The organism is Hymenobacter sp. R533113 (assembly GCF_056835965.1).
The window spans coordinates 1-24,388 of sequence record NZ_JAKWBD010000009.1; the positions used below are offsets into that span (position 1 = coordinate 1).

At 58.4% G+C, this 24,388-nt stretch carries 23 protein-coding genes; 14 read left to right on the plus strand and 9 right to left on the minus strand.

The features are described from left to right. The 7 genes from MKZ35_RS06420 to MKZ35_RS06450 all read left to right on the plus strand — a co-directional run. The coding region (locus tag MKZ35_RS06420) for a hypothetical protein (RefSeq protein WP_482512407.1) at window positions 1-391 on the plus strand (391 nt) is incomplete at its 5' end. Continuing rightward, window positions 384-887, plus strand: coding sequence for a Mov34/MPN/PAD-1 family protein (locus tag MKZ35_RS06425; protein WP_482512408.1), 504 nt, complete (start codon window positions 384-386; stop codon window positions 885-887). The genes MKZ35_RS06420 and MKZ35_RS06425, both read left to right, overlap by 8 nt. 12 nt (window positions 888-899) lie before the next feature. Further along, complete coding sequence (locus MKZ35_RS06430; protein ID WP_482512409.1) at window positions 900-2,042, plus strand: SAVED domain-containing protein; 1,143 nt, start codon at window positions 900-902, stop codon at window positions 2,040-2,042. 15 nt (window positions 2,043-2,057) lie between these two features. After that, window positions 2,058-2,330 carry a hypothetical protein gene (locus MKZ35_RS06435; RefSeq protein ID WP_482512410.1) on the plus strand — a complete coding sequence of 91 codons (273 nt, stop codon included), beginning with the start codon at window positions 2,058-2,060 and terminating at the stop codon, window positions 2,328-2,330. A gap of 36 nt (window positions 2,331-2,366) precedes the next feature. Beyond that, the gene (locus tag MKZ35_RS06440; protein WP_482512411.1) at window positions 2,367-3,128 is read left to right on the plus strand and encodes an SMODS-associated NUDIX domain-containing protein; all 762 of its coding nucleotides are present in this window, start codon (window positions 2,367-2,369) and stop codon (window positions 3,126-3,128) included. A 637-nt stretch (window positions 3,129-3,765) separates the two neighbouring features. Beyond that, window positions 3,766-4,773, plus strand: coding sequence for a site-specific integrase (locus MKZ35_RS06445; RefSeq protein ID WP_482512412.1), 1,008 nt, complete (start codon window positions 3,766-3,768; stop codon window positions 4,771-4,773). A 25-nt stretch (window positions 4,774-4,798) separates the two neighbouring features. Next, the gene (locus tag MKZ35_RS06450; RefSeq protein WP_482512413.1) at window positions 4,799-5,170 is read left to right on the plus strand and encodes a hypothetical protein; all 372 of its coding nucleotides are present in this window, start codon (window positions 4,799-4,801) and stop codon (window positions 5,168-5,170) included. A gap of 349 nt (window positions 5,171-5,519) precedes the next feature. Here the strand turns inward: MKZ35_RS06450 and MKZ35_RS06455 are convergent, their stop codons facing one another. Then, window positions 5,520-6,851, minus strand: a complete 1,332-nt coding sequence (locus MKZ35_RS06455; protein WP_482512414.1) for an ATP-binding protein — start codon at window positions 6,849-6,851, stop codon at window positions 5,520-5,522. 77 nt (window positions 6,852-6,928) lie between these two features. Continuing rightward, window positions 6,929-8,929, minus strand: coding sequence for a phospholipase D family protein (locus MKZ35_RS06460; RefSeq protein WP_482512415.1), 2,001 nt, complete (start codon window positions 8,927-8,929; stop codon window positions 6,929-6,931). A 247-nt stretch (window positions 8,930-9,176) separates the two neighbouring features. On the opposite strand from MKZ35_RS06460, the gene MKZ35_RS06465 reads away from it, so the two are divergent. From MKZ35_RS06465 to MKZ35_RS06480, 4 genes are read left to right on the plus strand one after another with little or no spacing between them, the layout of a single operon-like run. Next, the gene (locus MKZ35_RS06465; protein ID WP_482512416.1) at window positions 9,177-10,634 is read left to right on the plus strand and encodes a site-specific DNA-methyltransferase; all 1,458 of its coding nucleotides are present in this window, start codon (window positions 9,177-9,179) and stop codon (window positions 10,632-10,634) included. Continuing rightward, entirely contained in the window at window positions 10,615-10,767 is a 153-nt protein-coding gene (locus MKZ35_RS06470) for a hypothetical protein (RefSeq protein WP_482512417.1), read from the plus strand. Before MKZ35_RS06465 ends, MKZ35_RS06470 begins: the two co-directional genes overlap by 20 nt. A 12-nt stretch (window positions 10,768-10,779) precedes the next feature. After that, window positions 10,780-13,443 carry a DEAD/DEAH box helicase gene (locus MKZ35_RS06475; protein WP_482512418.1) on the plus strand — a complete coding sequence of 888 codons (2,664 nt, stop codon included), beginning with the start codon at window positions 10,780-10,782 and terminating at the stop codon, window positions 13,441-13,443. Window positions 13,444-13,483: 40 nt separating this feature from the next. Continuing rightward, entirely contained in the window at window positions 13,484-14,560 is a 1,077-nt protein-coding gene (locus MKZ35_RS06480; protein WP_482512419.1) for a hypothetical protein, read from the plus strand. A gap of 26 nt (window positions 14,561-14,586) precedes the next feature. Here MKZ35_RS06480 and MKZ35_RS06485 read toward each other — a convergent pair whose 3' ends face one another. After that, window positions 14,587-14,937 (minus strand): hypothetical protein, encoded by a 351-nt coding sequence (locus MKZ35_RS06485; protein WP_482512420.1) that lies wholly within the window; start codon window positions 14,935-14,937, stop codon window positions 14,587-14,589. Next, window positions 14,907-17,231, minus strand: a complete 2,325-nt coding sequence (gene topA, locus MKZ35_RS06490) for a type I DNA topoisomerase (protein ID WP_482512421.1) — start codon at window positions 17,229-17,231, stop codon at window positions 14,907-14,909. Before topA ends, MKZ35_RS06485 begins: the two co-directional genes overlap by 31 nt. Before the next feature lie 188 nt (window positions 17,232-17,419). Between topA and MKZ35_RS06495 the strand changes: the two genes are divergently transcribed. Further along, window positions 17,420-18,187 carry an IS5 family transposase gene (locus tag MKZ35_RS06495; RefSeq protein ID WP_482512422.1) on the plus strand — a complete coding sequence of 256 codons (768 nt, stop codon included), beginning with the start codon at window positions 17,420-17,422 and terminating at the stop codon, window positions 18,185-18,187. Window positions 18,188-18,200: 13 nt separating this feature from the next. On the opposite strand, the gene MKZ35_RS06500 is transcribed toward MKZ35_RS06495, so the two are convergent. The 5 genes from MKZ35_RS06500 to MKZ35_RS06520 all read right to left on the minus strand — a co-directional run bounded on the left by MKZ35_RS06500 (window position 18,201) and on the right by MKZ35_RS06520 (window position 20,111). Then, the gene (locus tag MKZ35_RS06500) at window positions 18,201-18,515 is read right to left on the minus strand and encodes a hypothetical protein (protein ID WP_482512423.1); all 315 of its coding nucleotides are present in this window, start codon (window positions 18,513-18,515) and stop codon (window positions 18,201-18,203) included. A 245-nt stretch (window positions 18,516-18,760) separates the two neighbouring features. Next, window positions 18,761-19,093, minus strand: a complete 333-nt coding sequence (locus MKZ35_RS06505) for a hypothetical protein (protein ID WP_482512424.1) — start codon at window positions 19,091-19,093, stop codon at window positions 18,761-18,763. A 28-nt stretch (window positions 19,094-19,121) separates the two neighbouring features. Continuing rightward, window positions 19,122-19,457 carry a hypothetical protein gene (locus tag MKZ35_RS06510; RefSeq protein ID WP_482512425.1) on the minus strand — a complete coding sequence of 112 codons (336 nt, stop codon included), beginning with the start codon at window positions 19,455-19,457 and terminating at the stop codon, window positions 19,122-19,124. A gap of 124 nt (window positions 19,458-19,581) precedes the next feature. Continuing rightward, window positions 19,582-19,758, minus strand: coding sequence for a hypothetical protein (locus MKZ35_RS06515; protein ID WP_482512426.1), 177 nt, complete (start codon window positions 19,756-19,758; stop codon window positions 19,582-19,584). Between the two features lie 8 nt (window positions 19,759-19,766). Beyond that, entirely contained in the window at window positions 19,767-20,111 is a 345-nt protein-coding gene (locus MKZ35_RS06520) for a hypothetical protein (protein WP_482512427.1), read from the minus strand. Between the two features lie 1,273 nt (window positions 20,112-21,384). On the opposite strand from MKZ35_RS06520, the gene MKZ35_RS06525 reads away from it, so the two are divergent. Together MKZ35_RS06525 and MKZ35_RS06530 are read left to right on the plus strand one after the other, a co-directional pair. Next, window positions 21,385-22,527, plus strand: coding sequence for a replication initiation protein (locus MKZ35_RS06525; protein WP_482512428.1), 1,143 nt, complete (start codon window positions 21,385-21,387; stop codon window positions 22,525-22,527). A 184-nt stretch (window positions 22,528-22,711) separates the two neighbouring features. Further along, window positions 22,712-24,211 carry an IS1182 family transposase gene (locus MKZ35_RS06530; RefSeq protein WP_482512429.1) on the plus strand — a complete coding sequence of 500 codons (1,500 nt, stop codon included), beginning with the start codon at window positions 22,712-22,714 and terminating at the stop codon, window positions 24,209-24,211. The last annotated feature ends 177 nt before the right edge of the window (window positions 24,212-24,388 follow it).

Genomic DNA, 24,388 nt, shown 5'->3' on the forward strand with positions numbered 1-24,388 from the left:
CTGGCCCACCCAGGCAGGCTGCTTGCAATGCTTGTACACTTCGAACGACCCCGATGCTCCCCTGGCCAACCGTGCCCTGTTCGCCGCGCCTGGGCAGGAGTTCAGCGTAGCACTTTCCGGCTGCGGCTCACTGCACACGCCATATGCCTCGCTGGATGCTTCGCAGACAGCCATTCTGGCCGCCCGCCTGGCCGTAAACGCGCTGACTGGCCGGGAAAAGGAAAGCCCCCTGTGGTCGTGGAAGGGCGATAAACGCGAATTCAAAGCCGCAGGCTTTAAAACTGGACCTAGATACAAGCTTTCGGAGGAGACACTGCGGCGTGAGGCAACCGTCTATATCAGTGCTGCATGCCCTGTTTGCGGCGGCAAAACCAACGTGCTACATGCTTGAGACAGACCCGCCATTTTTGATTTTTCGCCGCCATAACGGAGGGCGCATCAAAGTAACGGCGGCGGTCCTGCACGTTATACAAAGCTATGCCCAGCACAGTCGGCGAGCGACCGAAGCGGGCGGGGTCTTGCTGGGTCGCTACCTGCAGGGCAGTGCTGATGTGGTGATTGATGCCGTAACGGTCCCGATGCCCGAAGACAAACGCAGCCGGTATTCTTTTTACCGTGCCAAAGCCCGGCATCAAGCGGCCATCGACGCTGCCTGGCGAGCTAGCGGAGGCACGTGTACTTACCTCGGAGAGTGGCATACGCACCCCGAAACCCATCCTACCCCTTCGGGCATCGACACCACTGATTGGCGGCGGCGACTATGCACCGATGATTATCATGACGAGTTGTTTTTCTTGATTGTTGGCACGGTCGCAATCCGCGCCTGGTCGGGCAATGCCTCCTTATTGCCCTCAACTCCACTGCAACCCATTTCAATTCCCGCTTAGCTCTCCTTTTCAATGTCTTACACTTCAATTCCTGCCGATGTGCGATTTCAAATCTGGCTTCGGGCAGGAGGCCGGTGCCAGTTTCCGGGGTGCAACGAACCCCTGTGGAAGGACACGCTAACGCTGCAGAAAATGAACCGCTCCTACCTGGCTCACATCGTAGCCGATAGCCCAAATGGGCCACGGGGCGACGAGCACGAATCGGACAAGCTAAAGGATTCGCTATCGAATATCATGCTGTTGTGTGGTGACCACCACCGGCTTATTGACGGGCCAAACTGGCGGAATTATTCCGTAGAATCGCTCCGCACGCAAAAGCAGGAGCACGAAGACCGTATTGAGCGCCAAACCGGTCTGCAGCCCACGATGCGTACCCAAATTGTGCTCATCGGCACGCGCATCGGCACCCGGCGGGGCGATGGAGCCCTTAATGACGATGATGCGAAAACCGCCGTACTGCCAGCGCACTACCCGGCCACCGACCGAGCTATTCAGGTTGACTTGAGCGAGCTTGAGCTGACTGAGCAGGACCCCGGCTTTTGGGAAGTAGCCAAGACCCACGCCGAACGCCGCCTGGACCCCATAGTAAAAGGGGTGGATGCTACGGGCCGCCCTATCGTGCACCTGTCCATTTTTGGCCTGGCATCTATCCCTATTTTGATTTACTGCGGTAGCATCATCCGAGATTTTGTGACGGCCGACGTGTACCAGCGCCACCGCGTGCCCACAACCTGGGATTGGCAGCCCTTTGATAATGACGGTTTCGATTACAAAGTAATTGCGCCCGAAGCAGCCGATGAAGCCTGCTCCGTCGCCATTAACCTGTCGCTTAGTGGCCATGTTCATCAGCATGAAATAGACCGAGCGCTAGGCGAGGCACTACCCACCTACCTCATCACGATTGCCGACCCCAGCGTTCATTACCTGCACGGCCGAGAGCAGTTGGCCCTGTTCACTAAGGCTTGGCGCTTGCTGTTGAGTCGTATTCGGCAGCACCACGGCGACAAATGCGAAATCCACCTTTTTCCCGCGGTACCCGTTTCGGTAGCCATTGAAATCGGCCGGGCGGTGCTACCTAAAATAGACCCAGCTATTCACGTCTATAACCTCGACAAAATGACTGCCACGTTTCAAGCGGTATTGACAATTGCCTAATCTGTTTCCTCGCTTATGAATGCCCCCCTGCCTTCCACCGACCCCCAGGTTTTCACCCTCGTTCGCCACTCCGACGAAACCGGTATCAGCGGTACCGGGCGGGTGCTCGATGGCGTAATGTTTCACACGGGACAAGTAGTCGTCTGCTGGCGCTCCGACTTGCGCATCGACAAGCCCGGCCATAGTAGCATCGTTATTTATGCGTCATGGGAAGCATTCCACGCCATTCACATTGCCCCCCACCCCGTCGAACAAACCAAAGTACTATTCTCCCCGCTAGCTTTTTAAGTTAGGCTTCAACAACGCTTACCCCACGCCAAGAGCATGACGTTCATCCAGTTTCTCCCACATCTGATTAAAGGCAGTAAATGGCTGATTCCTAAATTATTTGAGGCGGAACGTGAGAAGCGCGGCCCCGGCTTTTTAAAAAAGTTAAAGCTGCTTTACGCCAGCAAAATCACCTTTCCGGATAAGCACCTGCGGGTATCTATTTCCTACCTTTTTCGCATCAAAATTGACGATAAATACTTGCTGATAAAAGGGCGCCGCATTGACCAATACCAACCAGTGGGCGGGGTGTATAAGTACTATTCGGAAGACGTGCGTGATTTTTTCAACAAGCTGGATGTGCGCGACGATAAGCTGATGCCCATCGACGACCATAGCCGAGACGACCTACGCCTCCGGGTACCTGGCAGGCATCTGATTGAATTCTTGAACTGGTTTACTTCGGAGCAAGGCCGCGAGACCGACCAGCAGCGCGAGTTTCAGGAAGAGCTGGTGGAGCCGGGCTTCCTCTCGGTTGCGTTCAGCAAAATAACCTCGCGGTATCAGTACACCGTTTGGCGGCCTCTAACCTACTCGCCTTACAGCGAAGCAACCGAGTTGATGGTGTATCAGGTGTACGAATTGCAGCTGACAAATCCGCAGGAAGCCGAACTAAAAGCATTGCAACAACAAAACGTGAAGGAACTGCGCTGGGTAACTGAGGACCAAATCAAGCGGCTCGGTGACGACCAGTTGGCCCACCCCGACCCCTTCCGTATCGGCCAGCACGCCTGCTATCTTTTATCGCCAGCGAGCTGAATACGCATAGCAGTCAGCTGACCGGCATGCAGCCCGTTCTCAGCATTACCCATCAGAAACCCATGCAGCAATCCCGTCGGCATCATTGGCCTTGGTTAAAAGTTTGGTCCAAAAGTTAAACGAAGGGCTGGAAGTCGGCTTCCATTTGACGATGAATAAGACCTCTGCGTCATTTCCCATGGTTTACCGGAGAAGTCGAACTCACCTTGACAATGACGCAACGGCCAACTCTCCAGCGTGCCGTCACCTATTCAACGCAGGTCGAAGTGTTAGTCGTTGGCCCTGATGTAGGTAGAAGCGATAAGGGTACCGAACAGGTCAACAAGGTGGGGCCATCAGGATGCATAAGAGGTCCCACTTTCCGGCCCCATTTCTACCTCCATAATCGCCACCTGTTCATTGGGGCCGGCAAGGTGCACCTTCTTGGCCCCACCCGTGCACGGCCACCTGGTGTTGCTACGCCCGTCGGCTACGTCCATCGAATGGCCGGCCGTTTAACCTTTGTACCAAACTTTTAACCAAGGCCAATATTTCCCGAAATAAACTTAGGTTCCATAATGCTTAATTATCGGACCTAAGTTTGGCGTATATTTGAGGCGCACTTGCAGTCCTATATTTTGCAATTGCCAAAAGCAAGATGGTACCAAAGGGAAAAAAGAACCTGCCGGCCGTGACCGGTGAGCTGCCGGCCCTGGCGCTGGCCAACGACCTGGCCGGACAAGTCGCGCCGAACGTCGGGCGCTACCTGGCCATGGGCCTCGAAGGCGCGGACAACACCCGCCTGGCGTACTCGGCCGACCTACGCAGCTACGAGGCCTTCTGCGTCGCGCACGAATTCACGCCCTGGCCGGCTGCCGTGGCCACGCTCGCCAGCTACGTGGCCCACCTGGCCGACATTCCGCGCAAGCTGGCTACCATCAACCGGCACCTGGCCGCCATCGAGAAAAACCACCAGTTGCTCGGGCTGCCCTCGGCCATCAACGCGCCGGCGCTGGACGTGCTGCGCAAGGGCGTGGCCCGCGCCGTGGGCAAGAAGCAGAAGCAGGCCCCGGCTTTTTCGGTGGCCCACCTCAAAAAGTGCCTCGCCGAGCTGGACCTGACCCGGCCGGAAGGCGTACGCGCGCACGCGCTCCTTTTAATAGGCTTCACCGGGGCCTTCCGCCGCTCCGAGCTGGTGGGTCTGAATCTGGAGCATATTGAGTTGACCGATGCCGCCCTCATCCTGAGCCTGCCCAAAAGCAAGACCAACCAGACTGGAGAGTTGGAGCAAAAAGCCATTTTCTACGCTTCCAATCCGCTCTTCTGCCCAATCCGCGCTTACAAGGCTTGGGTAGAGCTGTTGGGCGAGCGTACGCAGGGCCCGGTGTTCGTATCGCTCTCGCGGGGCAAGACCGGCGAACCGGGCATGCCGTCGCGCCGCCGGCTATCGGACCGGCGCGTCAATTTGCTCGTGAAGGAGCACCTGGGCGAAAAGTATTCGGCCCACTCGCTACGGGCTTCCTTCATCACCACGGCCAAGCTCAACGGGCAGTCCAACGAGTTTATCAAGAACCAGACGAAGCAGAAAACCGACGCCATGATTAGCCGCTACTCCCGGCTCGACGACATCATTGCCTATAATGCGGCTCACTCGCTGGGTTTGTAACTTGGCGCACCTACTTATATAAGGTATGGAAAACCTGCTCCAGCCCCGGCACCCGCTTGATAAGTATCACCAGTCGCAGTTGGAATTTCTAGCCGCGCTGCCGGAAGCGCAGCGCGCAGAGCACGCTCGCCTGTTTCGGTTGGGCAATGCCAGCTACCGCTATCAGCAGCAAGCCGTTGGAGAAATCATCGAGGCCGACTACCACGACTGGCTCGATGGCTTGCCGGCCAACATGCGCCGCTTGGTTGAGCAGGAAGGCTTCGAGCAAAGCAAAAGCAGCCTGGCGTTGCGGCGGCACGCCCTAGAACGGCGTGACCAAGGCTATTCCGCCTTTATGCAGGCCATTCTATCGCCCGAAGACTGGGCTTATCAGCAAAGTGTAGCCTCGGAATCATGAACCGCCCTGCTCCCCTCGCTTCGGCGCTGCAAGCGGTGGCCGCGGGCCCGCCCGACGCCACGAATTACTTCATGTAGTGCCCATGTAACAATTCGCGGGTTCTGGTATCCACTACCTGCCACTACGGCTTGGAAACGCCTTTTCTTATGTAGTGCTTATGTAACAGCCGCCGTGATTTCAGTAATGAGATGCGCGGCAGGACTGATGTAGGCGGCAATCTAAATGGCCCCTTGAACCCATTATGAACCCATACCGGTAAGCCCTGAATGATGCCAAAAGCGGCTTCTGCGCTTACCGGGGCCACTTATTGCGCTGCATACTGAGGTTGTCGCCAGCCGGCGTGAACCCTTTATGAACCCTTTAGCACGTACTCGGTGCCTACGCCGGTGGTGCCTGATTTTTGCAGGAAGCCCAGCCGGTCCAGCTCATTCAGGAAGCGAGTGGCCGTGGACTTGCTCACGCCCGCGAGCTGCTGCACGGCTGAATTGGTAACCGCCCCCGAAGCCTGGACGGCGAGGATGATTTTGACCAGCTCGTCGCGCAGGCCCTGCTGGCGCAAGGAATCTTCGGTGTACTTAAAAAACTCGACGGTGCAGCCGCCCGCCTCAAAGGTGTAGCGCGGCATCGGCAGCGCGTGCCGGCGGCACTCCGCCATCATTTTGAGGGTCCCCCGGCCCCAGGATTCAATGTAGCCGACCCGAAACAAGGTGTTGGCCAGGTCCGGGTTGAAGGGCCGGGACGGATGCTTACGCGTTAGGTTTTCCACGGTCCAATGGTCGGGCAGATGGCCGTCGTTCCAGAAGATGACCCGGTCATCGTACACGCTTAGCTGCACCGGCGAGCCACTGCTGTAGTCTTTGTGGGCCAGCGCGTTGAGCAAGGCCTCGCGCAGGGCCTCTTTCGGGAACATGAATTCCTCGGTGCGGTGGGCGCCCTCGTAGGTAATACCGGCGGCCAGGTACTTGGTCAGCAGCAGGTCCAGGCCTTTTTCAATCTGGTCGAGCAGGGGGCCATGCACTTCGTCCTGGTAGCGCAGGTCGTGGTCGGTGGCGAAGCGGCCTATTTTCAGGTAGGCCCCGGTCACGAACCGCTCCGGGGTCGGGTGAAACAGCAGAATCGCGGCCCGCTTCAGGAAGGGGCCTTCCACCAGGTGCAGGTTTTCCAGGAGGGTGCTGTCCGCGTCGAGCAGCACGTCGGCGTCGACGCGGCCGCTGCGGCGGGCGCGCTGGCGGAACAGCTCCAGCGCCGGGGTGCTCAGCGCGGCCACGTCGGCACCAGGCACGGGCACACCATCCCAGTGCTTGCCCTGCTTGCGCAGCAGAAACTTGTCGAGCGCCGTGCCCTTTAGCTCCTGCTTGGTGCTGCCGCTGCGGTAGTGGTACTGGCCTTTGTAGCTGATGGGATACGGGTACGCTTCCACCACGATTTCCAGATACGTCAGCTCTCCCTCCTGGTGGCTGTGCACGTCCACGAGGATGCCGAGCAGGTCGCGGACCTTATTGGGAATTTCCTCCAGCAATTGGCGGCTGTTGGCAATGCCCACCACCTGGCCTTGGTCGTTCTTGCCAATGGTGAGCGTGCCGCCCTGGGCGTTGGCAAAGCCGCAGAGCCACTTGATGTATTCGTCGCGCCACGACTCTTTCCATTCGGTATTCTGACTTTCGTGGGCAGCAGGTGGCATTTAGATGGGGGTGACGGCGGGAGTTGAACAACCCAAATTTAGGCGTTAAACCCACGGGAAGCTAAAAAAGCCAGTGACTATTGCTCACCCAACACGCGCCGCCACCAGCTTGGCTTTTTACCCAGCTGCACTTCCAGAAAGGCTTCCAATTCATCCTTTTTGAAGACCAGCCGGTCGCCCTGCCGGCCGCTGCTCAGCAAATAGTCGGGGATGTCCTTGCGCAGTTTGCGCAGCGTCATCGGCTCCATGAGTAGCACGGCGCGGGTGCCGCTTATTTGCCAGGCCGTGGGGTTGTGCTGGAGGATTTCCAGCAGTTCAGTACGCACTTTGTCGTGCTTGCCACGGGTGTAGCCGTCGAGCGAAACGACGGTGCACCACGCGGGCAATTCCATTTGCGGGGGCAAGGAATCTCGAAACAACGCAACCAGAACTTCGCTGGAAAACGTGAGAATATCCAGCGGAAAGCCCTCTGTTTGCAGCTTCTCGCACACGCGCAGCAGGTAGCGCCGGTAGAACGCCGTGCCGAGCTGAGACTTGAGATGCTTGACTTGCCGGGCCAGGGTGCGACTCACGCCGGTGTGGTCGGGCAGCGACGCATCGGTGTAGAGCACGAGACAGCGCTTGCGAATCTCGGTTTCGAAACTGTCCTTTTCCTGGTTCATGGAGAGTACCACGGCGGGGTACTGGCCTACCAGGTGGTCTTCCTTGATGAGGGCCACGGCGTGGGCATTGAAACGGGCGGCGTCGAGGTCGTCGAAGGCCAGGGGGTAGCGCTGGTTCTGCTCGCGCAGGCCGGCCACTTTTGACTTCGTGAACCAGTCTTTTTCCAGAAAGCCATCGAGCCCGAACATGGACTTGAGCAGCAGCCGAATCAGCTCCGATTTGCCGCAGTTGCTGCGGCCGTACAGAATGCCGAAGATGGGGTAGTCGTAGATGAAGCCGTTGCGGGCCGCGTCGTTGCGGATGTCGCACAGAAACGGGCTCAGGTAGAGCCAGCACTGGAAGGTGAAGTAGTCGCGGGCCAGCTTGTCGGCGTTGCCGTGAAACTGCTCGTAGCCGGCGAAGTACTCCACCAGCAGGGCGGCATCGGCGGCCACGTCGACATCGGCTACGTCCAGCGACCAGGGCTGGCCGCCGCGCGTGACGCGGGCCGTGCGCCAGTCCACGGTCACGGTTTCCTCATCGTTGTGCTCGGCCGTGCGCTGGTGGGATTTGACGTAGCGAATGCCTTCCGTGGCAATCTTCCGGTCCACGCGCACCGCGTTTTTGCTGGTCACGAGCTGGGCGGCCAGCTCGGCCAGTACTTTGGGCGGGCGCTGGGCCAGGAACTTCTCAATGACGACCGGCCCCGGCGGGGCCTGCTCTATCACGTAGATGGTGGGCAGGCCGTTGCCGGCCGTGGCGCGGGCCGGGTTGAAAAGCGGTAGGTGCGAAGCGTCGAGTCGTTCGGCGGTGAAGGCCTCTTCGGCCACGGGCGCGGCCGACTGTTCCCGGATGGCCAGGTACTTAGCCTGCTTCGCCTCCCACGCCACGGGGTCGTTGTCGAACACGTAGAAGCTCTCGTTCTGCACGCCGCCAAAGCCGCGCTCCGACAGGTTGGCGCTGCCCGCCAGCACGCGGGTTTCGCCGGTGGCGCTGTTTTCGAGCAGGAAGAGCTTCTCGTGCGACACCAGCTGCTGCACCACGAAGAAGCGCAGCGTGCCGGCCGCGATGCGGGTGTGGAGGTCCGCGTGGCGACCATCGGGCTGGCGCAATGCTTCGGCTAGCTCTTCGCGAATCTCACTCAGCAACAGGGTTTGAAAATGCAGCAGCTTGGCGGCGTCGTTGATGATGTCCTCGCGGCCGAAGATGATTTCCACGTCGGGGCACCAGGCCGCCAGCTGGGCTATCATCGAAATACTGTTGGAATAGGTTAGCACCCGCACCCGGTCGTAGCCGCTGAATAGCTGCGCGGCGGTGCTCGTATCGGCGCGTTCGGCGCGGGCGTACACTACTTCCAGGCCCGGCTCGGGAGTGCGCTCAAACAGGCTGGGGGCGGCCGGTCTGGCCGGTTTGGCGGGGGACTTGGAAGAACTCACCGGAATCAAGCTAAATGGGGCCGGAGTATCGGCTTTTGGGCCAGAAAGATGGGCGCGCTGGCCGAACGCAACCAGGCCCCAGTGACATGCTAACGAAGATAGTGCTTTCGGATTCATGATTTTAGCACGAGGCCCGGTGGCTCATGCGTGGGCATTCTGCACAACCAGTTTTTTTCGCTATGCTATCAGATTAGCTCCCCGTTTTGGCCCTCCGTACCTTCGTCCTCACACCTATTGCCACCCCCGCATGCCCACCCTCCACTGGATTGGTAAAGACAAAGTCATCAACCACCACCAGGACGTTCCTTTCCGCCTCCTCGACCACCAGTACGGAGCCCTGGCCGACGGCACCCAAACCGCCGAACCCACCGGCAGCGGCAACCAGATTATCCACGGCGACAACCTCGAAGCCCTGAAAGCCCTGCTGCCGCAGAACGAGGGCCGGGTGAAGTGCATCTATATCGACCCGCCCTACAACACCGGCAACGAGGGCTGGGTGTACAACGACAACGTCAACGACCCCAAAATCAAGAAGTGGCTCAGCCAGGTAGTGGGCAAGGAAGGCGAAGACCTTTCCCGCCACGATAAATGGCTGTGCATGATGTACCCACGCCTCAAGTTGCTGCACAAGCTGCTGGCGGAAGATGGCAGCATTTGGATTTCGATTGATGATGTCGAAGGTTCTAACCTTCGGCTGGTTCTGGATGAGATATTTGGAGCAAGCAATTTCATTGATACCATTATCTGGCAAAAGAGCTTTTCACCAAATAACACCGCTCAATTTCTATCGGCGAGTCACGAATTCATACTGTGTTTCGCTAAAAATCGCAGGTCGTGGAAAATCAATTTATTGCCTCGTACAGAAGAAGCTGATGGACGCTATCAGAATCTAGATGATGATGTTCGTGGCGATTGGACATCTGGCGATATGAGCGCCAGAAACTATTATGGCGACGGCGACTATCCTGTAGTTTCCCCTTCTGGGCGAGTTATTCCTGGCCCGCCAAAAGGAAGGTATTGGACGATTAATAAAGAGAAGTTTGATGCCCTAAATGCTGACAATAGAATCTGGTGGGGGAAAAAGGGCGAGAATGCACCTCGCCTAAAGCGGTTTAAGGAAAACGTCAAACAGGGTATCGTCGCTCAGACTATCTGGCCGCATAGCGAAGTTGGGCACTCACAAGAGGCTAAGAAGGAAGCAAATAAGGTTTTACATGACGTTGAAACCTTCCCAACTCCAAAACCTACAAGGCTGATTGAACGGGTTTTACAACTCGCCACTGACAAAGACTCAATCGTTCTCGACAGCTTCGCTGGCAGCGGCACCACGGCCCACGCCGTCCTCAAGCTCAATCAGCAGGACGGCGGCAACCGCAAATTTATCCTCACAGAGATGGAAGACTACGCCGAGCACATCACGGCGGAGCGGGTGAAGCGCGTGATGCGGGGCTACGCCGGCCAGCCCGGCACCGGCGGTAGCTTCGACTACCGCACGCTGGGCGAGCCGGTGTTTACCGAGGGCGGCGAGCTGAACGAGCAGGCGGGGCTAGCGGGCCTGCGCCAGTACCTCTACTACGCCGAAACCAAGCAGGCCCTACCCCCTAGCCCCGGCCGAAGCCGACAACGCGGCCTTCCTGGCCCTCTACGACGATACGGCCTACTACTTCCACTACGCGCCCGATGCCGTGACCACGCTGGGCCATGACTTTCTGGCCACCATGCGCACCCGCGCCGGGCAGTACATCATCTACGCCGACAACTGCCTGCTCACTGCGGACTTCATGACCCAGCACGGCATCATTTTTAAGAAAATCCCCCGCGACATTTCGCGCTTCTAGCCCCCGGCCGACATGGAGCTCAAACCCTACCAGCAGGAGGTCATCACGGACCTCGCCCGCTTCCTCGACTGCGTGCAGGCCACCAAAAACCTGCCCGACGCCTTCCACGAGTTCTGGGCCGCGCACCCGCGCACGCCCTTGCAGCCGTTTCCGGGCACGGCCATCGAGCCCTACAAAAACACGGTCCAGAGCGTGCCGCACGTCACCATAAAGGTGCCCACGGCCGGCGGCAAAACCTTCCTGGCGGCCAACGCGCTGCGCACCATCTTCGCCGCTTTCCCGGCAGGCCGGCCCAAGGCTGTGGTGTGGCTGGTGCCCTCCATCACCATTCTAGACCAGACGCTGCGCAACCTGAAAGACGCCGGCCACCCTTACCGCCAGAAAATCAACACCCACTTCGCCGGCCGGGTGGAGGTGTACGACAAAGCGGCCCTGCTGCAAGGCAGCGGCTTTTCGGCCAGCAGCGTGCAGGAGCAGCTGAGCCTGGTGGTGCTGAGCTTCGACAGCCTGCGGGCCAAGAATAAGGAAGACCGCAAGGTGTACCAGGAAAACGGCAACCTGCAGTCCTTCGGCACCCTGCTGGGCGATGACGAGGACATTACGCTCATGCGCGTGATTCAGGCCCTGAACCCGGTGGTGGTGGTGGACGAGAGCCACAACGCGGAAAGCGACCTGAGCGTGGACATGCTCAAGAACCTCAACCCCTCGTTCATCCTCGACCTGACGGCCACGCCCCGCAAAAACAGCAACATCATCAGCTTCGTGGACGCGCTGGCGCTCAAGAAGGAGCACATGGTGAAGCTGCCCGTCATCGTCTACAACCACAACGACCGCACGGAAGTCATCAACTCGGCCCTGCAATTGCAGCGCAACCTGGAGCTGCAGGCCCGGCAGGAGCAGAAAGCCGGCGGGCGCTACATCCGGCCCATCGTGCTGTTTCAGGCCCAGCCCAAAACGGCCGACGACAACACCACCTTCGAGCTGTTGAAAAAGAAGCTCATCGACCTGAAAATCCCCGAAAGCCACATCCGCATCAAGACGGCCGGGCTCAACGAGCTGAAGAACGAAGACCTGGCTTCGCCGAAGTGCGAAGTGCGCTACATCATCACGGTGAATGCCCTGAAAGAAGGCTGGGACGCGCCGTTTGCCTACATCCTGGCCTCGCTGGCCGACAAGTCGTCGGCCGTGGACGTGGAGCAGATTCTGGGCCGGGTGCTGCGCCAGCCCTACGTGGCCCCGCACGCCGCGCCCATGCTCAACATGAGCTACGTGCTGACGGCCTCCGGCAAGTTTATGGAGACGCTGGCCAAAATCGTGGTAGGCCTCAACAAGGCCGGTTTCAGCGCCCGCGACTACAAAGTAGCCGACCCGGCCACGCTGGCCCCCGCGCCCGACCCGCTGGCCAGCTTCGTGCAGGCTCCGCTCAACTTCGATGCGCCTACCCCCACGACGGCGGCCGACGACCTGGCCGACATCGACGTGCGCCGCATTGCGCCGCTGGCCCCCGCCACCGACGAAGCCGCTGCGGCCGTGTTGGTCACGGACCCGCTGGCCAGTCTCCCGGCCGCCGGGGGCTCGGTGCAGGCCATTGCCGAAGCGGCCCTGGCCCAACAAGCCGAGTTTGAGAAAACCGTGGCCGCCAGCACCGCCGGCGGGGCCACGCCCCTGCCCACCGTGCTCCAATCCCTCGTGAAGACCTACCCCATCAAGGAAATATTCCGCGAGCAGGCCGCCGCCCTGGTGCTGCCCCAGTTCTTCTGGAAAAAGCCCGCCGCCAGCCTCTTCGACAGCGGCGAAGGCAGCCAGGCCGTGCTGCTGGAAAAGGAATACCTGCTCGAAGGCTTCCCGCTGGGCAAGGCCGACACCAACATCAAGTTCGACGGCGTATCGGCCGAGCTCTACCGCGTGGACCTCGACGAAACCAAAAAGGAAGCCACGCCCACCTTCGCTCGCATCGACGGCGATGCCAAGGAGCGCATCATGGCCTTCATCCTGGACCCGGCCCGCAAAGACAGCCGCGTGAAGAACTTCACGCGCCGCATCCTCGACCTCATCGGCAACCTCTACCCCATTGCCGACAAGGAGATTGAGCGCTACGTGAAGCGCATTCTGGAGGACTTTACCGACGAGCAGTTCACCGACTTTGCCAACCACGAGTACACCTACACCGGCAAAATCAAGGACAAGATTAAGCTGCTGTCGGAGGAGTACGCCTACAAGCAGTTCCGCAATTTTCTCGACCAGGACAAGGCCTTTATTCAGCCCGCCTACATCTTCCCCACCCAGATTTCGCCCGGCGACACCAGCAAGGATATCACCAAATCGCTCTATGAGCAGGAAGGCAAAATCAACGGCTTCGAGGAAAAGGTCATCAACGAAATAGCCAACCTGCCCAACATTGCCTTCTGGACCCGCAACCCCGAGCGCGGCAAAGGCTTCCGCATCAACGGCTTCCTGAACCACTACCCCGATTTCATTATCCAGACCAAAAGCGGCAAAACCCTGGTGGTCGAAACCAAGGGCGACCACCTCGACGCAGAGCAGAAAATCAAGCTCGGAGCCACCTGGGCGCAGAAAGCCGGCAACGCCTTCCGCTACTTCATGGTGTACGAGCGCCGTGTGGTGGACGGAGCCTACAAGCTGGATGACTTTCTCAATACGCTCCGCGAGATATAGAGCCAGGCCAGATGCTGGTACCTGATACACTGTTCATATTATGCTCACTCGAACCGAAGCACTCAAAATTGCTCGTCTTTTTCGCTTTTTTGATGCTACCTGCCGTCAGGACTTATCGACCCGACGCATAATATCTGAGCGCGACTATGTTTCAAATCTGGCAACGCACATCCGTTACCCACTAGGTGCAGTATTATCCAGCAGTCTACTCTCTGCTGGAAATTTCTTGAACAAGGGGCGAATTTTTCATAACGGAAGCCCCCGCTTTGTATCCGTTACCTCGGCCCCTAATATTGAGCAGGAGTATGGTTGCGATGGTATCATCATTTTCAGCTTCGACCACGGCAAAGGCAAAGTTTTGCACCGGGTGGGCATGTATGAGGCCAAATGGCCCCGACTCAAAAAGAACTCAACGCTGATTGCGAATGGCTGGGATGACATAGGTTGGCGACCAGTCAGCAAAAAGCGAATCCCGCCGCCGCCTAAAATCTACAAGTCCCGCTTCACGAACGAGGTTCTTAGGCAACAAGCACTTGTGCATTCCGGGTTTGTGGTTTGGGAACAGTTTTTCTGTCAGAAGGAAGTGCTTTACCGGGATGCAAATTTCAGACTGTATGGTTCCACATGCGTTTGGCATAAGCATGCTCACCGCTACCTAGTAGATAATCCATGGCTACAGCCAGGTCCGGGCTCTGATTTTCATGGACCATCTTCACGAGCGTGGAACGAACACGATTTGACAGCTCTTCTGCAACGCAATAGTTTGAGCTTTGGCTACCTTATCTATTTGATGTTGCGTCCCAACCGTTTAGGGAAATATCTCACGGCGGTTAACAATGAAATCCGCATATCTGCTTCTGCTACGAGAAGGCCGTCTAAAGCGGAAAACTATCATGGCTCTGACCTTTCCTATCAACAGGCCATCAGGGATGACAATGACCGTCTAATAACGATTCCTGTGTTCACAAATGACGACGCAGCTGCTGATTTTCCAGATGCCATTGCTCAATTCATGCGTACCAGCGGCATCAATAGCTACGTTCACGTTACGGTTGACGCTGGGTTTATTCCAGAAGAAGAGCTAGAGATATTTTTGCAAGGCATTGATGAAAAATAGCTTTTGTGTTTAGGGTGCCAGTTCTGCTAAAACATGGCCATCTGCATTTGGAAAGTTTCCAATGCCTCACCATCCGGCAGCAAAAACCGCTGGCTCGGGCTACTCGGCGGAAACTGCAGCAACTCGTTCGGCACGTCGAGGCTACGCAGCAGGCGGTGAAGTAGCCGCGGCTCCTCCTTCTTCAGGTTGCCGTTTTTCAGGTTGATAACGGTGGTGTAAGGAAACTTGTGCGCCTCGCAAAAAGGCAGCAGCCCGCCCCGGGCAATCATTTTCAGCCGGTTCTGGGCATAGAGCAGCGCATCCTGATAGAGTAAGGCCAGATTCAGGTCAGGAAAGCTCAGGGGTGCTACTTCCGGCCCGCGTTTTTCTTCTTCCATGCTTTATAGTTTTTAATCATTTCGGCGGCCTGCTCGGCCGTTGTGGCCTTGGCCTGCTCCTCCGTACAGTCGGGCTTAAACTTAGCTTTTACCACTCCGTCGGTCACGAAAAGGCCCCACTCGTTGCGGCCGATGGTGAATTTGCCGACAGTGGCCAATACATTTTTAGCAGCGGTGGCCTGGGCCTTCATGATACAGTTGATGGCCAGCGCTGGGGTAACGGCCGCGGCAGTTATACCGGCTGGCAAATCGAAATACTGCTCGTTCCACTTCAGGTAAACGCCTTTGGGGCCCTGCCCTACTACCACCGGCTTGCCCTGGTGCTGGCCTACCTCGCGGGGAGCCGAGGCTCGGCGCAGGGTGATGATGTCCTGAGCCTGCGCCTCGCTCAGTTGCGCGGGGCTGATGCCTCCGGTAATGTTGTAGTATTTCTCGGCGTGCAGGACATAGGGGCCGTTTTTGCCGGTTCCCACCAGCATTTCCGCGCCTTCAAAGTGGCCGACCAGGCGCTTTTGTAACTCGGCTCGGTCCGGGGTGAGCTGGTCGGCGGCGGCCACCCAGCCCAGCAGGTTCTTGTCGAACATCGGCACGAACTGCTGGTAGGTCTGCTGGCCCCGGGCAATCTTATCGAAAACGGCTTCGCAGCCAGCGGTGAACTTGTAGTCCATCACCTTCGGGAAATTCCGCTCCAGAAACTCCGTGACCTGGGTGCCGATGGCCGTGGGCAGGAGCTTGTCCTTATCGGCTCCCAGCGTCTCGCTGCGCTGGCTGGTGGTCAGTTGGCCGCTCTGCCAGGTCAGCACCTGCGCGCTCAGCTTCTTGCCTGCGACACTACCGGTGCTGATGTACTTACGGGCGAAAATCGTGCGCAGGATGGACGCGTAGGTACTCGGTCGGCCAATGCCCTGCTTTTCCAGGTCTGCGACCAGGGTGGCCTCGTTGTAGCGCTTGGCGGGCCGGGCAAAGCGCTGCCGCGCCTCCAGCTTGACCAGCGTCAGGGCCTCGCCTTCCTGCACCGGATGTTTGAGCGTCGTTTCGGCCTCGTCATCGGGCTCCTCCCCTTCTTCCTCGGCGTCCTGATACACGGCCAGGTAGCCGGCACGGGTGAGCACGCGGGTGGAGCTGGTGTAGGTGTCGGCGGTATCGGCGGCCGGGGCGAGGGTTATCGTGGTCTGGTCGTACTGGGCAGCCAGCATCTGCGAGGCCAGGGCGCGGGTATAAATCAGTCGGTAGAGCGCCTGCTCGTCGGGCGTGTCGCCGGCGCTGGACTGCTCCCAGTGCGTGGGGCGGATGGCTTCGTGGGCTTCTTGCGCGCCGTCCTTGTTTTTGGTCTGGCGGGCCTGGAACTGGCCGGCTCCGAACTGCGCGGTAATCTGCGCCTGGGCCTGCTGGGTGGCTTCCTCGCCCAGGTTCACGCTGTCGGTGCGGATATAGGTGATGTGCCCGCCTTCGAACAGCTTCTGAGCCAGGTCCGACACCTTCTGCACAGTAAAGCGGAGCTTTTTCACGCCCTCCTGTTGCAGCGTCGAGGTGGAGAAAGCCGGCGAGGGTTGGCGCTCTACGGGTTTCTTCTCCACATCCAGCACGCCAAAGTCCGCGCCGCGGCCGACCTGCTGCAAGTAAGCCTGCGCCTGGTCAAGCGCGGCGAAGGGGGCGTCCGTGCGGCGGGCCCGCAGCTGCTCGCCGTGGCTGGTCTGCAGGGTGGCCACCACCGGCACCGTAAACGTGTCGATGAACTGCTGAATCTGCCGCTCCCGCTCCACCACCAGGCGCACGGCCACCGACTGCACCCGGCCGGCCGAGAGGCCCGCCGCCAGCTTGCGGTTCAGCACCGGGCTGATGGTGAAGCCCACCAGCCGGTCCACGGCCCGCCGGCCCTCCTGGGCGTGCACCAGGTGCAGGTCCACCGTAGTAGGCGTATCCAGCGCAGCTTTGATGGCCTTCTCGGTGATTTCCTGAAAGGCGATTCGCTTGGTGGTGCGCGGGTCCAGCCCCAGCACCTCGCAGAGGTGAAACGCAATGGCCTCGCCTTCGCGGTCGGGGTCGGTGGCCAGGTACACGCCCTGGGGGCCAGCAGCTTTGGCCAGGCGGCGCAGATTAGCCACCACCGCCTTTTTATCGTCGCTCACGACGTATTTCAGGGCGTGGCCATGCTCGCGGTCGATGCCAATGTCGCCCCCGCCTACGGGCAGGTCCCGAATGTGGCCCACGGACGCGGCTACCTCGTAATCAGGCCCCGCGTAGCCCTTGATTTTTTTAATCTTGTTGGGGCTTTCGACGATAATGAGTTTCATGAAACGCAGCTGGTACGCCACGAAACTACTGAGCCGCTTTAGCCCTTGGGGGAAAAAAGGACGAGTGGTAAAAACTCGCGGGTGAAGTGCAGCAGCTGGCCACGAATGGTAGAAAAGCTGCCCGCTTAGTTAGCCGTTTTCTGACTAAAAGCTAGGGGGTGTTTACAGTTAAGCTCGTACTTTGAAGGATGAACAAAGACCGCAGTTTGTTGACGGACGTGCAGTGGGAACGGCTTTCGCCGCTGCTGCCGGGCCAGGAACGCTCGCCGGGTACGACGGGCAAAGACACGCGCCTGTTTGTGGAGGCCGTGCTCTGGCGGGCGCGTTGCGGCGTATCCTGGCGTGATTTGCCTGTCGAACGGTTCGGCCCGTGGCACACGGTCTATGCCCGGTTTCGACGCTGGCGGCAAGCCGGGGTCTGGCCCCACGTACTGGCACAGGTCCAAAACGCCACCGGCTTACAGCGGTTGTTGGTCGATTCCACGGCCGTGCGGGCGCACCAGGTGGCGGCGGGGGCTAAAAAAGACAGCCCCTGTGGGCAAGCCCTTGGCCGCAGCCGGGGTGGCTTCACGACCAAACTACACCTGAGTTGCGATGCGCAGGGCCGCATTTGCGCCCTGGCCCTGACCGGCGGGCAAGCCGGTGATTGTCCACAAGCGCCGGGCTTGCTCGTTGGCCACTTGCGCCCCGGCCAGGCCGTGCTGGCGGACCGGGCCTACGACGCAGGCTACGTGCGCACCCAAATCCACCAAGCCGGCGCCACGGCCGTGATTCCCAGCAAGAAAAACCGCCTGCTCGCCCTGCCCCACGATGCCGACCTCTACAAAGAACGCAACCACATCGAACGGGCCATCAATGGCTTGAAACGATTTCGAGCTGTTGCCACCCGCTTTGATAAACGCGCCGCCAACTACTTTGCCACCTGTTGCCTCGTTGCCGCTTTAACCTGGCTATGATTGTAAACACTCCCTAGCTGGCGTCTGGCTGGTTCTTCTTGAAGCGCGGGCGGCCCAGCGCCGGGGCGGGCGGCTCCACGGGGTTGTCCATCTGCTTCTGGGCCAGCTTGGTCATCGTGAGCAGGTCGGACTTGGCCAGCTCGGCTACTTTCACCAGCTCGTTCAGGGTGAAGCTGCCAGGGTTGGCCATGCGCACGTTGAGCGTGTTGTGCGAGATGCCGATATGCCGGGCCGTGTCGCTGCGCATACCCAGGGCGTGAATTAGTTCGGCCAGCGAGTTATAGGAAAGAGGTTTGAGCATAGCCGGGGCCGCAAAGAGGTCTAACACGAGCAAAGATTAGTCAATTTTTGCAACATTACGGCCCCCGCCGTCCCGTAGTTCGGTCTATTCGAAAAAGCGGGGCGCGCTCAGCCGGACAATCTCCTGCCCGTCCGGTTCGGTGATGCGGTCGAGGTACACCAAAACCTTGCCGTCGCGGGCCTGGCGCTCATCGGCCAGCTACCGCTAAATGGAATTGTTAACAGGGCAAGATAAGACGAGAATGAGAGCCAAAAACCACTTTTTATAAGCGGCTATTTGCCTGCTACCAGGGACGGGCTGTTCCACTCGCGGTAAGCGGTGGTGTAGCGGTCGGCCACGATGGCCAGGCGCCCGGACTGGTCCCCGCGCTTTATCCAGACGTGGGAACTGCCGCAATGCACGCGGTAGCCGGGACCCAGCAGCTGGCGGGCTAGGCCGGCGAACTCGCGCACGTCGGCCGTATCGGGTGCGGCCTCGATAAGCTGCCGCAGCTGCTCCAGACGCTGCGCTTCGGCTGCATCGGCCGGTTGCTGCTCCACGGCCAGATAAGCCAGCTGTGGGGCGAAAAAGGGGCTATTCAGGGGGTGTTGAGTGGTTGGGGGCATGACAAAAAGAACAAAAGGGAGAAAATGGCTACTCGATGGGCGGTCCGGGGCTGGCCAGTTCCCATGAGAGCAGCAGCACCTGGGCATTGTGGAAAGCCTGGCCGAACACGCCGCGCTGGTAATCGCGGGCCAGCTGGCCCACGTTCGCAAACTCGTAGCGCAGGCCCGTGTCACCCAGGGGCTGCAAAAACCGGTCGGCCTCCTCGGCGCTGAATCCGCTTAGGTCCCGGCCGTTACTGAGCAGCAGCTGTACGCCGGGGCGCTCGTGGCGGCCCCGCTCGTAGGTGGTATAAATCAGGCCGACGGCCCGCTCACGGGCATAGTACACGGCATCACCAACGGCTAAATCTTGAGCTTGGGGCATGGGATTGGAGTTAGTGAAGAAGCAAGGAAAACTGACCGCCCTGCTCCTCGCGGGTGGCCCGTAGTGCCTCGCGGCCGATGGGGCGCACCGCCCGCACCAAGGCGCTGAGCACGTCAAAATCGGCCTAGGTGTTGATGTGTACGCCAAGGCGCTGGGCCACTTCGGCGGTCAGGCCGCCGTTGTCGAGGCCTTTGTCTAGCTGCTGCATCAGCACTTCCACGTCGGTGATGGCGGCAATTACACGGCTGCGGTACTGGTTCCACCCCGGATGGAGGATGGTGGGGGCTTCGCTGGCTCGCATCCCGGATGCTAAAGGTGAGTATCGTATCCCGTTACCGACGTAAAGAGGCTGGGTAAATCCTCCCCGTACACCATTTCAAACGTCTGCTGATTGGTGATGACCGGCACCCAGTCGACCAGCTTCTGGTGGTAAAACTCCACCGTGTAAGTATCAGTCGGCATGAGGGTAATTTTCAACCGGTTCACCTGGGCCTGGTTGCGGCGCAGGTCCATGCGCAGCCAGGGGTTGGGGTTGCTGGCCGTCCGGCCGGCCGCCATGAGCTTGTCGGCCCCGGTCATGGCCAGGAACCGCCAGCCCCCGAGTTGCAGCAGGATGGTGTAAGCTTCTTCGACGATTTCGGGGGCGGTGCTCATCAGTTTGGGGCTGGTCTTAGTGGCGTTTTCTATGCTATTTAAACGCCAAAATGACTGTTAATGTTTCAATAATATTTAAATTATAGTTTTAATTATTGATTGTTAACAAGCGCTTTTGGAACTACTTGCCCAGAAAAACGATGTAGCTGGTATGGTTGCCTTGGTTGCGCAAGCATCCCATGGTGACGTTCGCGCACTTCGAACACTAAAACCTGTCGGGCATTGGTAGTATAAAGCCGGTGAATATGTTACAGGGAATTAGGGGTATATTTTACAGCTAAAGGCCTGTTTTTTTGTGCTTTGCTTACACTTAATAAGGTGTTTTTGGATCATTAATATTTCAATAATATTTAAATTATTGTGTCTGTTTTTGTTATTCTAATGGTGCTTTTGGCCCGTACATTGATTCTTTTCCCCCTTGTTCCTATCAGCAGACCTCGTTCCCGGCTTATCTCCGGTGTTCTACAGCGGTAGTGATGTCTAGGTCTTAACCATTCAGGATTCGGCCTGACGGTCACTCCAAAAAGCTCGCTGTCTAGGGGTAGTTACCCTGGGAGCATCAGTGGCTCTAGAAGCCATGAGTAGCTGCTGATTATCCTAGTACCTTGGCAGTACAAGATGTCCTAATCAATCTCGTAATAGTGGTATAAAAAAGCAGAAAAGTGCAATCCCGTTTTTTTGCCCTTTTAAACTTTGTTTTTTGTTTTCCTTTCGGCTCCTTGTGCCGTTCAGGTATATACCACCAGTTCTAAATGCTTTTTCTTTTTTCGAACTAGATAGTTGTAATTAACAGATTAGTTAAAAAGAGCCTATTAGTTTACTATAAGGAGTAAATGCCCAAAAGCTAAGTTCTGGACAGGTAAAAGCTAAGTTTCGGACAGGTGCTTCAGATTCAAAAGCTAAGTTCTGGACAGGTTTTGGTCTTCAAATGGTAAGGTTTGGACAGGTAAAAAGTAAGGTTTGGACAGGTGGTTATCCACATTACCCGGGACGCTTCCGGGGCAGAGTCTGAGTGGGGAAACGGAATAAGCTAAGGTTTGGACAGGTTCCCAGCGGCATTGACCGCAGGTCTTTGGGATTGGGGTTCCGGCGAGCTGACCGAATAAACTAAGCTTTGGACAGGTGGTGGGCGCGGCTCTTTGGCCGGTGTTTGTGGGAGGGAACGAGCGAGGGGTTTACGCAAAAGGTAAGGTGAGCAAAATCGCACCTTACCTTATTAGCCGTTTTGGTATATCTTGCGTATCCTTCCCACCGCTGTCCATTGCTTAACCCCATGGCTGATAAACGTATCTCCCGTACCCCTGCCGCCCCGCTGCTGGAGCTTGACCTCAAGTACGAGCCCGAATACCGGGGCGAAGTCAAGCAGCACTGGAACGTAACTTTTGCCCACCAGAAGAAGATTTCGGTGTACGGCAAGCGCATCATGGCGCGGGTAATCGACCAGATTCGGGACAACGACTACCAGTTGCGGGACTTCTACCAGCTGCACATTTCCTCCATCCTGGAAGGCACCGACATCGAGCCGGAGACAGCGTATTCCAAAATCAAGGGGGCGCTCTACGAACTGGCCGACGTGAAGTGGGAGTTTGAGAGTATCGGCGACAAGGAATGGTATTTCCGGCACCTGCTCGATACCACCCGCGAGCAGCGCGTGGGCTACAAGGACGGCATCATCACTATTCTGCTCAATCCGCAGCTGGCCCCCTACCTGGTGAAGGCGGCGCACTTCAGCAAGTTTCCGCTGCACGGCTACATGAACCTCAAGAGCTGGTACAGCATGCGGTTCTTCGAAATCCTGGCCGCCTGGCAGGACAAGGGCTACTGGGAAGTGCCGGTGGAAGAATACCGCCAGTATATGGATTGCTGGTATGAGTACGACAAGCGTGGGCAGGTGAAGAAAGGCAAGACCGGCAAGCCGATGATGAAGTACCCCAATACTATGCTCCTGATTGCGAACACCATGAAGGAGCCGGAAAAGGAGCTGGCTGGCACTGATTTTGAGTTTACCTTCACGCCCATTTACGAGACTACCCGGCCCACCCGGGGCCGCAAGAAGATAATCCGGTTTCGGTTCGAGCTCAAGAAGGGGCCGACGCTGAAGGACATTCCCGCCTCCTGGCTCGAAAACGCTGATACCGGCAGTATCATCGCCCGGCTGCGGGACTGGAAGGTTACCGATGCTAACATCGTCAAGTACGCCCCCATCCTCAAGCAGGAAGGGGCACTGGAGCTGCTCAAGGCCTGGGAGGCGAAGAACCGCTCAAATCGCCACATCGATGATAAGCTGCGCTACTGCAACGCGGCCTTCGTGCGGGCCGGCAAGCAGGCGCTGGAGGATGCTAAGCAGGCTAAAATCGACGCCAAAAATGAGGCGGCGGAGGCCAAGCTCATCGTGCAGCAGGCCCTGAATCTGTAACCTAGCTACCGCCACAGGCGAAACCTTGGCTTTGGTTAAAAGTTTGGTCCAAAAGTTAAACGGGCCGTTGGTTACCGGTTGCCAGTGGCTGTCGGGTTGACTTCCATTACTGCGCGGCGCTGGGGCCAGAAAGGTATAGTGGCTGTTGCAGAAGTAGGTAGCTGGCCAGCGGTACCTTAGGTCTATGCAGGGCCACAAGCAGTTCACCGACAAAGTCGTCACCCGCTTTCGCTTGTCCGAGCGCGAGGCGCCGTATAATCTCTACCGCCGCCTGAGCGAACTACTCAACTGGGGCTTCCTGTATCAGCAGACGCAGATGCTGTACAGCCATACGGGCCAGCCCTCGCTCGACCCGGTGGTCTTTTTTAAGCTGATGCTGGTCAGCCGCCTGGAAAACCTGGTCAGCGACCGCCGCCTCGTGGAGCACTGTAGTCTGCGTTTGGACATCCTCTATTTTTTGGGCTACGAGGTGGACGAGGATCTGCCCTGGCATTCCACGATCAGCCGCACCCGCCAACTCTTTCCGGCTGCCGTGTTCGAGCACCTGTTCGACCACGTTTTTGCCCAGTGCGTGGCCGCCGGGCTGGTCACGGGCCACACCCAAGCCGTCGACTCGGCCTTCGTTAAAGCCAACGCCTCGCTGGAGAGTCTGTGCGAAAAGCAGCCTGCGGAAGCGCCTGCGCCCGTCCTGCACGTGGCTGGCGAACCGGTGGTGGAAACGCCAGTGGTGATACGCTCCAGTCCGGCGCACCACTTGCGGCGCGTCGCCACCGCCCACGCCCGCTACGCCCGCAATGCCAGTGGCCCGTTGGGGCGTAGCCGTCCCCAGGCCCAGCTGCTGAGCAACAAAACGCACTACAGCCCGGCCGATCCCGAGGCGCGCATCTCGGTCAAACCGGGGAAGGCCCGTGCCTTGAATTATCTGTGTAGTATGGCCGTGGACGAGGGCCATGGCCTCATTAGCCACGTGCAGGCCGATTTTGCAGACCGGCGCGATAGCGTGCTGCTGCCCAGTATCGTCGCGCCACTGCACCAGCGTCTGCTTGCCCATGACTTACCGGTGACCGATGTCGTCGCAGACACCAACTACTCCAATGGCGTGAATTACGCCTTACTCGAAGCCCGGGGCATTACCCCCTGGATTCCGGTCTTTGGCCAGTATAAGCCCGAAATTGAGGGCTTTCCCTATGATCGGGAGGCAGACTGTTTTACCTGTCCGGCCGGCAAGCGGTTGCCGTTTAAACGCTTCGATTCCAACCAGGACGGCCGACTCTCCAAGCGCTATAGCGCCTCCACGAGCGATTGTCGACGCTGCGCGCGCAAACCAAGCTGTGCCCCCAAGAGCAAGTGCCGCAAAATTACGCGCACGGCCTATGCGGACCATTACCGCCGGGCGCTGGCGCGGCAGCAAAGTCGATTAGGTCAACGGATGCGCCGGCTGCGCCAGCGCACGATAGAGCCGGTATTCGGCAGCTTGCTGCAGCACTACGGGCTGCGGCGCGTCAACACGCGGGGCCGTAGCAATGCCCATAAAACGATGCTGCTCACGGCCATCGCTTTTAACCTCAAGAAGCTGCTCAAGCACCAGCCCAAACGGGTACTCCGGCTAGCTATTTCCCTGCCTGCCCTACCACTTAGGAAGCCGTTTTTTCCCTGCTGGAAGAGGCGTCACCACCGGCAATAGCAGTTTAACAATAGTAAGTGAAAGAGGCGCAGGAGTTCTGCAACAGCCACTATTCCTTGCCGGCCCCAATCAACAGGTGGCTGTTATGCAGGTAGAAATGGGGCCGGAAAGTGGGACCTCTTATGCATCCTGATGGCCCCACCTTGTTGACCTGTTCGGTACCCTTATCGCTTCTGC